A 14,049-nucleotide genomic window follows, 5' to 3' on the forward strand; every position below is an offset into this window, starting at 1 on the left:
GAGGGCGGTTAGAAATCGTAGTTTAGATTCATTGAGCTGTAGACTTCGGCGTTACTTTGGTCAGATGCAACAGTGGTGTTGTAGATATATTCGGTATCAAAGGTTAGCGCCAAATTACCCATGAGAATGTTCTTTAGATAGCCTTTGAGGTTGTAGTTAGTGTTTTCCTCACCGTAAGCCATGTTAGCCGTTGCCCCCATAGAAAACGTTTCTGTTAGGGTTAATGATCCATCAATATTGGCATTGACGATCAGTTCATAGTTCTCTTTGTTTGGAAACTCTTCATCAGAAGACTGTCGCTTACTGATTCGGTAACCCGGACCGGCAGATACTTGGAGTTTGATTCTTTCAGTATCATAAAAGTGGCGACCCAGTCCTGTAGCCGTTATGAATTGCTTACGATAAGTACCAAAGTGGTCGTGTTCAAAACGTGTTGTGGCGACCAAATAGGTGACTTCGTTCAGGTCATAGCTAATGCCATAGTTGGTGGTATAGCGATTGGTGCCGTCTTCATCGTTTTCAGCATCGGTATAGTAGGTATCAAATTGAACTCGTTGGCCCCAGTTCTCTTTTTTGTATCCAACAGAGATTCCAGAGTTGATCGACAAAGATGAGCTTGTGTTTTGTGAGTAGATAAATCCGAGCTTAGTCAGGGGCGTAAAAGGGGATTCTTCAGCTTCTTCTTTTAACTCAGAACCTTCGCTTAATACGACGTCGCCTTCGAGTACCATTTCATCAACTTCTTCGGCAAATACGGGCATAGAGATAGCGATTAGAACTATAGGTAGCTTTGCTAGGGAACGTGTGTATAAAACTGTGCTTGTTAATGGGCGCGTTGTTTGTGAGATAGTGTGTGTCGACATAATGGTTTGGTTTATAAAGTGATTTAACACGACGAACGTAAGGCTAGTCGTGAAGAGTCGTCAATGATTGAATCGAAAATGCGAGTGAGTTATGACGCCATAGGCAAAGGCGAAAAAATCGTTTTGATCGCTGAGAACCCGTTACCTCGATGAGGATTGAAATCTTCAATGTGGACAAAGAATTCAAGTATCTCAGAGGGTTTATCATCTTCGATTAACAAGAACTCGAGTAACCCTTGTTCGACATGGCATGAAACTATGGTCTCGCTCGATTGATCTGCTGAAATCTGTTCAACATTGATCACAACACTCGTCTCGGGTAACACATTGAAAGCATCTTGCGCGCATTTAAGAATACAGCTGCACACATACTCACGATATAAGGTGTTGCTTTCAGAAAGAGGCACCGTTTCAAGCTTCACTTCACCTTGGCACAATACCTTTTTTTCTTTTGGGATCACGTTGTGCTTATTAACCTGAATGTTGATTTCTAACAGGTGCCCATTCTTATAGGTATTAAAGTTATGGTTTATCAGTTTGGTGTCGACTACAGCGGCGTTTATAGGGTTCTGTTGCGCTTCTGAAAGGGCAGAAAGCTTGGCGCCACTGTCGTTGTTTAAAATGCCTTTCGACAACTGATTATCTTTGGCCCAGTAGCTGTAGTGTTGAACCCAACTTACAAACTCAGTTTTGTATTGTTCGATGTCTTGTTCGGCGGCACGCTCGATATTATTGGTGAGGGTGTACAACTTCGACTTGCTGCCCAACAGCATATCTAGCCAGTTAGGCTTGTACTCATCAAGCGCTTCCATGGCTTTGACTTTATGATCGAATCGGACCGTTGGCATTGCCGGCGCAGGTTCCATCGCAATCGACTCCCAATTCATTTTTGGGGTTGGAATGGTATGCACGGATTGGATTAAGTGGAGGTGCTGATTGAATAAGCTCACTTCGCTTACCGCGTCCTCAAGTTGTTTGGTATTCATTTACATTCCTGTCGACTGTTGTTCTTGTCATTTGGCGCTTAGTTTATGTTCAAAGTGCGCGAACAGTATTTAAATGAACGTGAATGATCTTTCGTGAGGTTGCTTGATATTGGTTTAGGAATATTTTGGGGAGAAAGCTAGGTTTATGATTGAAATAACAGCACAGAAACACAGAGAACAAGGCGCTCTCTGTGCTGGTCAATTTGCTATTATAAAAACTCGCTGATGGGTATTATCTTTGGCGTCTTGCGACCAAAGTAAATCGGTAATCGTTAGACGTGAAGTAGTTACGGCTGTATTCAAACACCGTGTTATTGGCGAGGTAACCGCGAGTACGTTTTTCAATGATAGGCTGAGCTGGGTCAATACCTAGCTGTTTCGCAACATCTTCAGGCGGAAGAATCGGCACCAATTCTTGCTCACTTCTATCAATCACCATGCCTTTGGTGTTCTCAATAAAGTCGTACTTTGATGTCTGCATCACTTGATAGGTGAGATCTGGGAATAGGGCAACAGGTAACCAAGTTTCTTCAACCGTGATTGGATTGTTGTCTATGAAACGAACACGCTTTACGTAGAAAACCAATTCGCCTTCTTTGATATCTAAATGCTCAGACATCGCCAAAGAACACGGCTTCATTTCAAAGGCCAGAACGTCACTGTGTGTAACCACATCCAAATGCGCCCACTTTTCTTGAAAGCTCGACTGTTTGTAGATGTCGTAATTGATCTTGTTCTCTTTGACGTAAGTGCCGCTGCCTTGAACGCTTTCAAGCTCATCGTTTTCGATCAGTAGTTTCAACGCTTGCCTAACCGTCACACGGCTTACCGAGAATACTTCACGCAATTGCGCTTCTGTTGGGAGTGCTTCTCCAACTTTATATTCTCCAGAACTGATCTTTTCTCTTATTGCATCTGCGATTTGGCGATACATAGGGAGTCTTGCCATTTTTGCCTCATTTGTGCGCTAGAACAACTAGACTTTGATTAACAACCTGTACCTTAAATACGTAAATTTGCTCTATATAAGCCTTGCTTTAAAGGTTAGTGTGAGCGTCGTATCGGCGTTTTGTAGTACATATAATACAAATTAAACGATACATAACAAGCTTTCTTAAAGGATTTTCCAATACGATTTGAATACAAATTAAATACAAATATGTATTAGTGAGATCGTGATCACGGATTAAATGTCTTGAAGTTGTATTATTCTTCTCGTCGGCAGGGACGACTGTCGTACTAATCCGTGACTATGGGACAAAGGTTATGAAACTTACTACTCTAACGAATAAGTCGCTCGTAAATCTGCAAACTACGTTTAGCAGTCGAGAAGAAGCGATTTACGCACTTGCTGACCAACTGGATCAGCAAGGCAAACTGCATAACAAGCAAGAGTATCTTGATGCAGTATTTGCTCGTGAAGAGCAAGGCCCGACAGCGCTTGGCGAAGGCCTAGCAGTACCGCATGGCAAGACTGACGCGGTTAAAGAAGCTGGCTTCGCTGTAGCAACGCTTAAAGAAGACATGAAATGGAAAGGCTTGGATGAAGACGAAGATGTAAATCTTATCTTCCTAATTGCGATTCCAAATGCAGAAGCGGGTTCTACCCACATGCATCTGCTCACTGCATTGACAACTACATTGGTTGACGACGATGTTCGCGAAGCGGTATTAAAAGCGACAACGGCTGAAGAAATCTTTGCGCTTCTTGATGGCGACAATCAACAAGAAGAAAAACAAGACAACTTAGATACAAATGCACCGACAATTGTATGCGTTACTGCTTGCCCAGCAGGTATTGCTCATACTTATATGGCGGCAGAATACCTAGAAAAAGCCGGCAAAAAGCTTGGCTACAAGATTCATGTTGAAAAGCAGGGCGCAAACGGTATTGAAGATCGCTTAACTGCGGAACAACTTAATAATGCTGTAGCGTGTGTGTTTGCTGCTGAAGTTGCGATTAAAGAATCTGAGCGCTTTAATGGCATTCCTCGTGTTGAAATCCCAGTTGCAGAACCGATTAAACACGGTGAGCGCATTTTAAACGAAGCGATCGAAGAGTCGAAAAAAGGCAACGGTGCAGAGCGTAAAGTAGCTACTGATGATAAACCGAAGAAACTGCCACTGAAAACTGAGCTCAAACAAGCACTGCTTTCTGGTATTTCTTACGCGGTTCCTCTTATCGTTGCTGGTGGTACTGTTCTTGCTGTTGCTGTTCTTATCGCGCAAATTTTTGACCTGCAAGAGCTCTATGCAACAAAAGATTCTTGGCTATGGATGTATCGCAAACTAGGTGGCGGCCTACTGGGTACATTGATGGTGCCAGTACTGGCAGCTTACACAGCTTACTCATTAGCAGATAAACCAGCACTTGGTCCTGGTTTTGCCGCAGGTATTGCAGCAAACATCATTGGCTCTGGTTTCCTAGGCGGTGTTGTTGGTGGTTTGATTGCTGGTTACGTGATGCGTTGGGTAAAAGAGCATGTTCGCTTAGGCCCTGCGTTTAACGGCTTCCTTACTTTCTACCTTTATCCGGTGATCGGTACTTTGGTGGCAGGTAGCTTGATGCTATTTGTTATAGGTAAACCTGTAGCGTTCCTAAACCAAGGTCTAACGGACTGGTTGAACGGTATGTCAGGCACCAATGCGCTGTTATTGGGTGCGATTCTTGGTCTGTTTGTATCATTCGACTTAGGTGGTCCGGTAAACAAAGCCGCTTACGCATTCTGTTTAGGTGCAATGGCGAACGGTGTTTATGGCCCATACGCAATCTTTGGTTCAGTAAAAATGGTATCAGCGTTCACCGTAACGGCTTCAACCATGATCGCTCCACGCCTATTTAAAGACTTTGAGATTGAAACCGGTAAATCTACATGGCTACTTGGCCTAGCGGGTATTACCGAAGGCGCAATCCCAATGGCGATTGAAGATCCAATCCGTGTAATCGGCTCATTCTTACTAGGATCAGTGGTTACAGGTGCGATGGTTGGCGCGGCAGGTATTGGTCTATCGACTCCGGGTGCAGGTATTTTCTCTATCTTCTTGTTACACGATTCAGGTTTAGGCGCATTCTCTGCTGCTGCAATCTGGTTCGGTGCTGCGATTGTCGGCACAGTGATTTCAACTGTTACTCTTCTGATGTGGCGTGGTCATGCTGTAAAAAAGGGTAAGTTTGAAGCAAGTACTGCAACACAGAACTAACTAAATTTTGAGCTAACTTCTAACTCGCAATTAAAACACCATATAAAAAATAACGAACAACTTGGCTGTCCTAAATACCTGTGCTCCTAACGGTTTTATTCACACAGATTCTGGGCGTGGTTTTCTGCACCCTAAATTTAGTGGCAGCCAATTTTAACCCCTTGAAAAACTTTAATTTAGTCGTATTTGAGTTCGAATTTTAGATTTACTCGAAGCGACACATTTAGGTAAATGATTATGACTACATCACGCGTACATATTACTCCACACATGCACTGGGATCGTGAATGGTATTTCACAACAGAAGAGTCTCGCATTCTTCTTGTGAACAACATGGAAGAAATCATGAACCGTCTGGAGAGTGATCCAGAATACAAATACTACGTTCTAGATGGTCAAACAGCCGTTCTAGAAGATTACTTCGCAATCAAACCAGAGAACACAGAACGCGTAAGAGCATTGGTTGAAGCGGGCAAGTTAATTATTGGCCCTTGGTATTCTCAAACCGACACAATGCAAGTTTCTGGTGAGTCAATTGTACGTAACATGATGTATGGCATTCGTGACTGCGTGAAGTTTGGCGATGCAATGAAGATTGGTTACCTACCAGATTCATTCAGCATGAGCTCACAGCTGCCAATGATCTACAACGGCTTCGACATCACGCGTGCAATGTTCTGGCGTGGTTGTTCAGAGCGTCATGGCACCAACAAAACAGAATTCTTATGGCAGTCTAATGACGGCAGTGAAGTTACGGCACAAGTGCTTCCGCTAGGTTACGCGATTGGTAAATACCTTCCACAAGACGAAGAAGGCTTGCGTGCTCGTTTAGATAAGTACTTCCCAGTGCTAGAAAAGCCATCGGTAACTAAAGATATCTTGCTACCGAACGGCCACGATCAAATGCCGATTCAAAAAGATATCTTTGAAGTAATGGACAAGCTCCGCGAAATCTACCCAGATCGCGAATTCTCAATGAGTCGCTTTGAAGAAGTGTTCGAAAAAGTAGAAGCGGCACGCGACCAACTCGATACAATCAAAGGCGAATTCAACGACGGAAAATACATGCGTGTTCACCGTACGATTTCTTCTACGCGTATGGACATCAAACTGATCCATGCAGAAATCGAAAACAAGATTGTAAATATCTTAGAACCGCTAGCATCTATCGCTTGGACATTAGGCTTTGAATACCACCACGGTTTGATCGAGAAAATGTGGAAAGAGAGCATGAAGAACCACGCTCATGACTCGATTGGCTGCTGTTGTTCAGACAAGGTTCACGCTGAGATCCTAAACCGCTACATCCTTGCGGACGACATGGCGACCAACCTGATTCATTTCTACAAGCGTAAGATTGTTGACCATATGCCGGATCGCGAAGGTTCCGACAAACTAGCAATGTTCAACCTTTCACCATACGAGCGTGAAGAAGTGGTTAACACGACTATCACTATCCGTGCACAAGAGTTCTCTATCTTTGATGAAAACGAAAACCCTGTTGAGTACTTCATCCAAGACAAGCGCCAAATTGACCCAGGCAAAGTAGACCGTCAAATCGTTCACTACGGTAACTACGACCCGTTTATGGAGTTTGATATTCAAATCAAACGTAGTGTTCCAGCAATGGGCTTCACCACGTTACACATCCAAGGTAACGAGAAGGGCGCTGTAAAAGTTGCCGAGCAAAAGGACTACCTATTAGAAAACGAGTACTACCGAATCAATGTGAACGACAACGGTACTCTGACTATTTTCGATAAAGAGACAGAGCAAGTATTCGACCAAGTACTTCGTTTGGAAGACGGTTCTGATGACGGCGATGAGTACGATTACTCTCCATCTCGTCAAGAGTGGTTACTGTACTCAGATGAATTCCCAGTCGAAACATCGATTGATCACCAAGGCTTCCAATCGGTAGCGAACATCGCTTTCCGCATGAGCGTGCCTGCAAACCTTACAGAGCGTGAAGAACGCACGGGTCAAAATGGATTCGTTGAAGCGGAATGCCAAGTGGTATTGAAGCAAGGTTCTCGCCGCATTGAAGTCCGTATGGAGCTAGATAACCAAGCCGACGATCACCGTGTACGTGTGCTAGTACCAACGCCATTCGTTTCTGAAACTGTGGTTGCAGACAACCAGTTCGGTTGTATTACTCGACCAACCAATGACCCAGCAATGGCAGTTTGGGAAGAAGAGAAGTGGAAAGAAGCACCGGTTCCGGTTTACCAACTGATGAACTTCGCTGCGTTAGAAAACGGTAACGCGGGCATGGCTATTATGTCGAATGGTCTGCGTGAATTTGAAGTGATTGCATCTCAAGGTGACGAAAACAGAGATACCTTCGCACTGACATTGTTCCGTGGTATCGGCGTGTTGGGTAAAGAAGAGCTATTGCTTCGTCCGGGCCGTCCATCAGGCATCAAGATCCCGACACCGGATTCACAAGTACGCGGTAAGTTAGTGTGTGAATTCACACTGTGTGGCTTCTCTGGTAACCACATTGATGCGAACATCATGGCGCAATCACGTGACAATGTCACTCAAATCGAATGCTACAACAAGATCCCTTACAACGCGATGAAGCTGAATGTGGGCGAGCAGAACCTACCGATGAGTTTTAGCCTTCTGTCTAAGCAACAATCAGGCGCTGTGCTGAGTGTACTGAAGAAAGCGGAAGATGAAGATGCACTGATCATGCGTGTTTACAACCCGGCAGAAACAGGTTCTGTGTCAGATTCAATCTCCTTCAATCAAGCGGTTTCAAGCTGGAAAGAAACAAGTATGGATGAGCGAGTACGCGAAGGTGATCTAGCAACAGAAACCTTTGGCGAATTATCTTTTGGTGAATTGGCATCTTGCCAAGCAAAAACATTCCAAATCAAATTCTAATTTTAATCACCCGTTCACCTTGGTGGGCGGGAATGGTGAACGACAATGAAAATTGTAATTGCCCCCGATTCATTTAAAGAGTCACTCGATGCCAATCAAGTTGCGTCTTGTATTGAGCGTGGGTTTGCTAACGTTTTCCCTCATGCAGAGTTTGTGAAAATGCCACTCGCTGATGGTGGTGAAGGCACGGTAGACGTGTTGCTAGAGGCGCTCAATGGTAAGAAACAACGGTTGCAAACGATGGACGCAATCGGACGTGAATGCACAGCTTACTGGGCATCGTTAGAGCAGGCTGTTGATGGCAAAAAGGTAAAAACTGCCTTGGTAGAATTTGCTCAAGCGTCTGGCTTAGACCGATTAACGGTAGAAGAAAGATCACCTTTAACCGCATCTTCGTTTGGCACAGGGCTATTGATTAAAGATGCGTTAGATCAAGGCGTTGAACAGATCATCATTGGTTTGGGCGGTAGCGCAACCAACGATGCAGGTGCTGGCATTTTACAAGCGTTGGGAGGCAAGTTATTAGACAAGCAAGGCAACGAGTTATCTGGTGGCGGCGCCGAATTAAGTCAGCTAGAAAGCATCGAACTTGATGGGTTGCATCCGAGATGCAAAGAAGTCACGTTCGTTGTCGCATGTGATGTGAATAACCCATTATGTGGCGAAAGCGGAGCAAGTGCCGTGTTTGGTCCTCAGAAAGGGGCTTCACAAACTCAAGTTCAACAACTTGATGCTGCTATCGGGCACTTTGCCGATATCGCTCAGGCTCACACAGGTGTTAATCATCGAGATAGCGCAGGCTTTGGTGCTGCGGGTGGCACGCCGTTAGGACTAAGCCTAGCGTTCAATATCCAAATTAAAGCGGGTATCGAGATGGTACTGGATGCGTTGGATGCGGATAACGCACTTGAAGGCGCTTCATTGGTCGTGACGGGTGAAGGGCAGATGGATAACCAAACCCTGCAAGGTAAGACTCCATTTGGTATCGCTCAGCGTGCTCAAAAACTGAATATTCCGACCATTGGTATCGCTGGTTCTTTGGGTACAGACGTTGAAAAGCTTTACGGCTCAATGTCTAGCCTGTTTGGAACCGTGCGTTCACCTCAGTCCTTAGACCAAGTTTTATCAGAAGCGAGCCAAAATCTGACTCGTAGTGCCCGTAACATCGCTGCCACGCTCAAGCTTGGCGGCCAGATTTTTAATGAGAAGTAATTATGTCTCTATTTAAACTCGACAACGTTATTCAAAACTACGCATGGGGAAGCAAAGACTCCATCAACCAACTGTTTGGTATTGTGAACCCAAATCAAGAACCGCAAGCTGAGATCTGGATGGGTGCTCATCCTAATGGTTGCTCAAAAGTAGGCGACACAGGTGAGCCGCTTTCCCACATGATTGATGAAAACAAAACCGATGTTTTAGGCGGGTACACGGCGGCACGTTTCGGTGAACTACCTTTCTTATTTAAGGTGTTGGCAGCAGAAACACCGTTGTCGATTCAGGTTCACCCAAATAAGCGTAAATCTGAGTTAGGTTTTGAGCGAGAGAATGCACTTGGTATCCCTTTGAATGCGTCTAATCGTAATTACAAAGATCCAAACCATAAGCCTGAACTTGTTTATGCGTTGACGTTCTACAAAGCGATGAATGGCTTTCGTCCAATCGACGATATTATTGCCTTGTTCGAAGAAGCGGAGATTCCTTCGTTAGCGATTGAGCTTAATGTGCTCAAAGCCAATGCCGACAGTGATTCTCTGAAGTCTTTCTTTAGTGCAATTATGTCGCTTGAGAGTGACCGTAAAGAGTCTGCGCTTAATGAACTTTATGCGGCGCATGCGCGACCAGCTAAAACGGTTATGGGGCGTGAAGCTCTGCAATACAGCAAAGAGTTCAAACAGCATTATCCAGGTGATATTGGTTTGTTTGCACCATTGATGCTTAACACGGTTGAACTGGCGCCGGGTGAAGCGATGTTCCTGTTCGCAGAAACCCCACATGCTTATGTTCAAGGTACGGGTTTAGAGATTATGGCAAACTCTGACAATGTGCTGCGTGCCGGTCTCACACCTAAATACATAGACGTTCCTGAGCTTATCGACAACACGATCTTTGAGCCGATTAAGCCAGAAGATATTCGTCTTAAGCCTGTATTGAAAGAGGGCAAGATGAGCTATCCGATTCCAGTGGATGACTTTGGCTTTGATATCTTGTCTGCGACTGATGAGAGCAAGTCACAGTATTTACGTAGCGCGGAGATCTTGTTCTGTGTAGAAGGAGAGGCGACCGTCACTTCAGAAGGACGGTCAGTTTCTCTTAAGCCCGGAGAATCGGTCTTTGTAAGCAGTAATTCAAGTGTTTACCAATATCAAGGGAATGGCATTTTGGCTCGTGCTTTTAACTAGTGCCCCCGTGCTAGCGATCAGCAAAAGAAATGTCAGAGTGCCACTGTAAAGTGGTACTCAATATTGGATTGATGGTTGTTACCTATCTGTCTTTGACAGTCATGATTATTGACCATACCCGCTACTCTGGCGGGTTTTTTCATTATTAGAATGAGCAGATATAAGCTTGTAGAAACGAAAAACCCTGCGATCAGAGCAGGGTTTTCTATTGAATCAGTACTGAGTGACTGGTTAGGCAATGTGCGTCATTTTATTAAGCACAAAGGTTTCGATACAATCTTCAGTCGCAGCCATGTACTCGGCGATGTGTTGGCTCGCTAAGTGTTTCTCTAGATGAGCTTCAGACTCCCAGTTCTCATGAAAAACGAAGTGAGCAGGGTTACTGTTATCTTGGTGCAGATCGTAATTTATACAACCATCTTCAACACGGGTTTTATCGATCAATTTAATCATCTCTGATTTAACTAACTCAATCTTATCTTCTTTAGAGACGATTGTAGCAATAATCGTTAGCTTGCTCATTCTTTATTCCTCGGAGTTCCACTCAATAAGTGCAAGTAATATAAGTATAAATTCAGATAGAAAAAAGAGTTCTGGGATCCAATAACTATGGTTCTTGGCATCCACAATTCAAACTCGAGAGCATAGAGCTAGTGGTAATCGGTTACGCTTATTAAAAAGCCCTCATAGAAACAAGAGGGCTTCGTAGGTCTCAATTGAATGGGTTAGTGACTGAAATCAGCCTTTACCCAGATCATTCGGTGATCAGATGATACGTCTTTGCCGTTACCATAGTCGCCAATACGAGTGTCGTTAAATAGCTTACGACCTTCTTCATAAGAAGCCGCCCAATAAACACCAGAATCAACGATGTTAAGTGTTGCTGAAGGCAGCGCGTAATCAACAGCAAGTCCAAACGTCGAAGTGATACGGTTTGGCTGTGGGTGAGATGATGATTTATCGACGGCATGCTCAGCAGCACCGTAACTTGTCGGATACAAGCTGCCATTGGTGACATCTTGGTTAACTAATGCATCGTTGTGCAAGTCTTGCATCACAGAACTAATACCGTCGCCATCTACTGGGTCTAGGTTTTGATCGCCCATCATGACAAAGTGTTGCCCTTGCTCAAGGCCACCCGTTTTTCCAGAGTCGTCATAGATGAACGATTTGTTCTGGATATATTGGTGCCAGAAGTCTACTTCGGCTGCGTTCTGTTCAATGTTCTTACCTACATCGAAAGCAGGCGGAGTAGGGTGTGACATCAGTAAGTGAACAGTTTCTGTGCCATCTTTGGTTGGGATGAGGATTGGCGCATCAACGTGGTTCTTTGAAGACAAGCGAACTTCTGCCCATTCGTCGTTCGTGTACCACTCATCGCCGCAAACCATACCTGTTGGGAACTTACTTGGATCGTCGCAAACAGTGATTGTTGGAATAGTAGCACCTTCGAGATCTTTCCATTTAAATTCTTGGAATGTACGCGTGTTGGCTGTGTCGATTTCATATTTTGACATCAGAGCAAATGCGTATTGCCCATGATACAAACCGAAGCCCCACGCATCTCCTGGCAGTGTTCCAGCGTTACCATCATTGTCTAAATCAAAACCAAATTCGTTTAGTAAACCTGTATTAGTTGAGTAGCTTTCAAAGTATGGGTATGAGATTGGCTCTAAGTTTGCGTCGCCACCTGCACCTTCAATACTTTGAGCAACAGAAAGGTAGTTCTTTTGAAAACCTTCAAGCGCTGATTTATCAGCACCTGTTCCGTCATTGTTAAACTCAGCCATCATAAGCACATCAGGACGATTCTTTTGAATCACAGCTGCGACGTTACGGATCTGAATAACTTTTGCTGCCTTTTCTTTGTCAGCGGCGCGAATTGTATTGTCCAAATAATCGGACACCAACCTCGCTTGAACGCTAGGTTCGATTTGCATTTCAGTGACGAGATCTTGGAATGTCGCACGATCAAAAGACAAGTTATAAGTAGCGATCTTTACTTCTTCAGGTTGAACGTAATCAGTGTCGCTGCTGCAACCAATTAAAAGCGCAGAAGAGATAGCGAAAGCGATAGAGGTTTTTAACATTTTCATAAAATGGGTCCGCTGATTGCTGAAAGAATTTTGGGACGCGCATGTTATGAGATGGATGTCATTCTGTAAGTGACATTAGTCACAGGTATGATTCTGGAATGACATTTTGTTGCATTGAAAATGTGATATTTGGAACTGGTGTCTGTTATTAGAATAAATACTTAAATTTCATGAATTTAATTAGATCTGTGAAATAAAAAAGCCCTCATGGCAAGTGAAGTGACCCCGTAAAGTTGGACATTTCTGTTAAGCGGCTTTCAAGGCCTGAGTTCGATATTCTATCGGAGTCAGGCCTTTTAGTTTCACTTTTATACGTTTGGTATTGTAGTACTCGATGTATTCTTTAATTTGCTCTATCAGAGCATCTGCATCTTCAAAGCTTTGGTTGTGATACATCTCTGTTTTGAGTAAAGCAAAAAAGTTTTCAGCAACCGCATTATCCAAGCAGTTACCTTTTCTCGACATGCTTTGTGTTAACCCACTCTCCGCTACCTTTTTTTGATACTGTCGATGGCGATATTGCCAACCTTGATCGCTATGTATAATTGGCTTTGAGTTGGGTTTAAGCTTTGATATGGCTTCCGTCAGCATATCCGTGACTAGCGGCAAGCAGGCACTTTTGGCCACTCTATAAGCAACCACTTCCTGAGTAAACAAGTCGACAACGGGAGACAAGTATACTTTCTGCTCTTTGACTTTGAACTCCGTGACATCAGTTACCCACTTTTCGTCGGGTTGAGTCGCACTAAAATCTCTTTCAAGCACGTTGGGAGCAGCTGTTCCAGACTCTCCTCGGTATGAACGATACTTTTTAATCCTGACCGTCGATTTAAGGTTGAGCTGAGCCATAAGCCTTTGAACCGTTTTGTGGTTAAGCACGAACCCCTGATTTTTTAATTCCAAGTGAATACGGCGGTAGCCGTATCGGCCCTTATGCTCATGATAAATTGACTTTATCAACCGCAGCTCACGTTCGTAGCTATTTGGGCGCTTGCTCGTTTGAGCCTGATAATAAAAGACACTTTTTGCCAGCTGTAGAGTGTGCAGTAAGTGCTTCAACGGGTACTTGCCTTTAAGAGTTAGAGCTATGACCGCTTTTTCTTTGTTCGACGGTTTTTTTCCTGCTCCAACTCTTCCAACTTTTTTAGAACGGCATTCTCGGTTCGTAAGTAAACCAACTCCTCTTTTAGCTCCTCAAGCGTCATTTCATTATCAGGCTTAGTGGTACGTTGAGGTTGCTGTTTCATTGAGGGTCTTCCTTTCTGGCGCATTTTGAGCCCTTTGATACCGAGCTCATTAAATCGTTTGAGCCAGACTGAGAGTATCCCAGGGGATGAGAGGTTTAATACTGCGCTAGTGTGCGTGAGAGACCATTCATTCGTCCACATTAAATTCAATGCTTTTCGTTTTGTCTGAGCAGTAGCCGCATGGTTAGTTGGTAAAAATGAATCAGTACCATGGATGGCAAAGACTTGAGCCCAATACCGTATCTGTCTTGAAGAAATTGAATATTGTTTTGCTAAGTAGAGAGATGACGTGCCATCTAAGTATTGCTTAGCAATGATACATTTTAGCTCTCGGCTATATTTGGACATAAAAAGACCCCCAA

11 protein-coding genes are annotated in these 14,049 nt (G+C 44.1%); 4 read left to right on the forward strand and 7 right to left on the reverse strand.

The features are described 5' to 3' along the window. Nucleotides 1-8: 8 nt before the first annotated feature. The 3 genes from AB8613_RS21870 to AB8613_RS21880 all read right to left on the reverse strand — a co-directional run bounded on the left by AB8613_RS21870 (nucleotide 9) and on the right by AB8613_RS21880 (nucleotide 2,798). The gene (locus tag AB8613_RS21870) at nucleotides 9-761 is read right to left on the reverse strand and encodes a YdiY family protein (RefSeq protein WP_372385812.1); all 753 of its coding nucleotides are present in this window, start codon (nucleotides 759-761) and stop codon (nucleotides 9-11) included. 191 nt (nucleotides 762-952) lie between these two features. Beyond that, nucleotides 953-1,849: a hypothetical protein gene (locus AB8613_RS21875; protein WP_372385027.1), complete on the reverse strand. Its 897-nt coding sequence runs from the start codon at nucleotides 1,847-1,849 to the stop codon at nucleotides 953-955. A 232-nt stretch (nucleotides 1,850-2,081) separates the two neighbouring features. Continuing rightward, on the reverse strand, nucleotides 2,082-2,798 hold the full coding sequence (locus AB8613_RS21880; protein WP_004731293.1) for a GntR family transcriptional regulator: 717 nt from the start codon (nucleotides 2,796-2,798) through the stop codon (nucleotides 2,082-2,084). 317 nt (nucleotides 2,799-3,115) lie between these two features. Between AB8613_RS21880 and mngA the strand changes: the two genes are divergently transcribed. The 4 genes from mngA (at nucleotide 3,116) to manA (ending at nucleotide 10,344) form a co-directional block, all read left to right on the forward strand. Beyond that, nucleotides 3,116-5,050 carry a PTS 2-O-a-mannosyl-D-glycerate transporter subunit IIABC gene (mngA, locus tag AB8613_RS21885; RefSeq protein WP_372385028.1) on the forward strand — a complete coding sequence of 645 codons (1,935 nt, stop codon included), beginning with the start codon at nucleotides 3,116-3,118 and terminating at the stop codon, nucleotides 5,048-5,050. A 237-nt stretch (nucleotides 5,051-5,287) separates the two neighbouring features. Further along, the gene (gene mngB / locus AB8613_RS21890) at nucleotides 5,288-7,942 is read left to right on the forward strand and encodes a mannosylglycerate hydrolase (protein WP_372385029.1); all 2,655 of its coding nucleotides are present in this window, start codon (nucleotides 5,288-5,290) and stop codon (nucleotides 7,940-7,942) included. A gap of 45 nt (nucleotides 7,943-7,987) precedes the next feature. Beyond that, nucleotides 7,988-9,154, forward strand: coding sequence for a glycerate kinase (locus AB8613_RS21895; RefSeq protein WP_372385030.1), 1,167 nt, complete (start codon nucleotides 7,988-7,990; stop codon nucleotides 9,152-9,154). A 2-nt stretch (nucleotides 9,155-9,156) separates the two neighbouring features. Continuing rightward, nucleotides 9,157-10,344: a mannose-6-phosphate isomerase, class I gene (gene manA / locus AB8613_RS21900; RefSeq protein ID WP_372385031.1), complete on the forward strand. Its 1,188-nt coding sequence runs from the start codon at nucleotides 9,157-9,159 to the stop codon at nucleotides 10,342-10,344. Between the two features lie 231 nt (nucleotides 10,345-10,575). Here manA and AB8613_RS21905 read toward each other — a convergent pair whose 3' ends face one another. The 4 genes from AB8613_RS21905 to AB8613_RS21920 form a co-directional block, all read right to left on the reverse strand. Beyond that, a complete protein-coding gene (locus AB8613_RS21905; protein WP_017082114.1) occupies nucleotides 10,576-10,866 on the reverse strand; it encodes a putative quinol monooxygenase in 291 nt (96 codons plus the stop codon). A gap of 203 nt (nucleotides 10,867-11,069) precedes the next feature. Continuing rightward, on the reverse strand, nucleotides 11,070-12,440 hold the full coding sequence (locus AB8613_RS21910) for an endonuclease/exonuclease/phosphatase family protein (protein WP_372385032.1): 1,371 nt from the start codon (nucleotides 12,438-12,440) through the stop codon (nucleotides 11,070-11,072). Nucleotides 12,441-12,686: 246 nt separating this feature from the next. Further along, a complete protein-coding gene (locus AB8613_RS21915) occupies nucleotides 12,687-13,529 on the reverse strand; it encodes an IS3 family transposase (protein ID WP_327784266.1) in 843 nt (280 codons plus the stop codon). Beyond that, entirely contained in the window at nucleotides 13,526-14,035 is a 510-nt protein-coding gene (locus AB8613_RS21920; protein WP_146492455.1) for a helix-turn-helix domain-containing protein, read from the reverse strand. The genes AB8613_RS21915 and AB8613_RS21920 overlap by 4 nt, the downstream gene beginning before the upstream one ends. Nucleotides 14,036-14,049 lie beyond the last annotated feature (14 nt).

Source organism: Vibrio sp. BS-M-Sm-2 (genome assembly GCF_041504345.1).
GTDB lineage: Bacteria > Pseudomonadota > Gammaproteobacteria > Enterobacterales > Vibrionaceae > Vibrio > Vibrio satsumensis.

Excerpts from the sequence above, each read along its gene's own strand:
- AB8613_RS21870 (WP_372385812.1), bottom strand. The coding sequence starts at position 761 with ATGCCCGTATTTGCCGAAGAAGTTGATGAAATGGTACTCGAAGGCGAC.
- AB8613_RS21875 (WP_372385027.1), bottom strand. The coding sequence starts at position 1,849 with ATGAATACCAAACAACTTGAGGACGCGGTAAGCGAAGTGAGCTTATTC.
- AB8613_RS21880 (WP_004731293.1), bottom strand. The coding sequence starts at position 2,798 with ATGGCAAGACTCCCTATGTATCGCCAAATCGCAGATGCAATAAGAGAA.
- mngA (WP_372385028.1), top strand. The coding sequence starts at position 3,116 with ATGAAACTTACTACTCTAACGAATAAGTCGCTCGTAAATCTGCAAACT.
- mngB (WP_372385029.1), top strand. The coding sequence starts at position 5,288 with ATGACTACATCACGCGTACATATTACTCCACACATGCACTGGGATCGT.
- AB8613_RS21895 (WP_372385030.1), top strand. The coding sequence starts at position 7,988 with ATGAAAATTGTAATTGCCCCCGATTCATTTAAAGAGTCACTCGATGCC.
- manA (WP_372385031.1), top strand. The coding sequence starts at position 9,157 with ATGTCTCTATTTAAACTCGACAACGTTATTCAAAACTACGCATGGGGA.
- AB8613_RS21905 (WP_017082114.1), bottom strand. The coding sequence starts at position 10,866 with ATGAGCAAGCTAACGATTATTGCTACAATCGTCTCTAAAGAAGATAAG.
- AB8613_RS21910 (WP_372385032.1), bottom strand. The coding sequence starts at position 12,440 with ATGAAAATGTTAAAAACCTCTATCGCTTTCGCTATCTCTTCTGCGCTT.
- AB8613_RS21920 (WP_146492455.1), bottom strand. The coding sequence starts at position 14,035 with ATGTCCAAATATAGCCGAGAGCTAAAATGTATCATTGCTAAGCAATAC.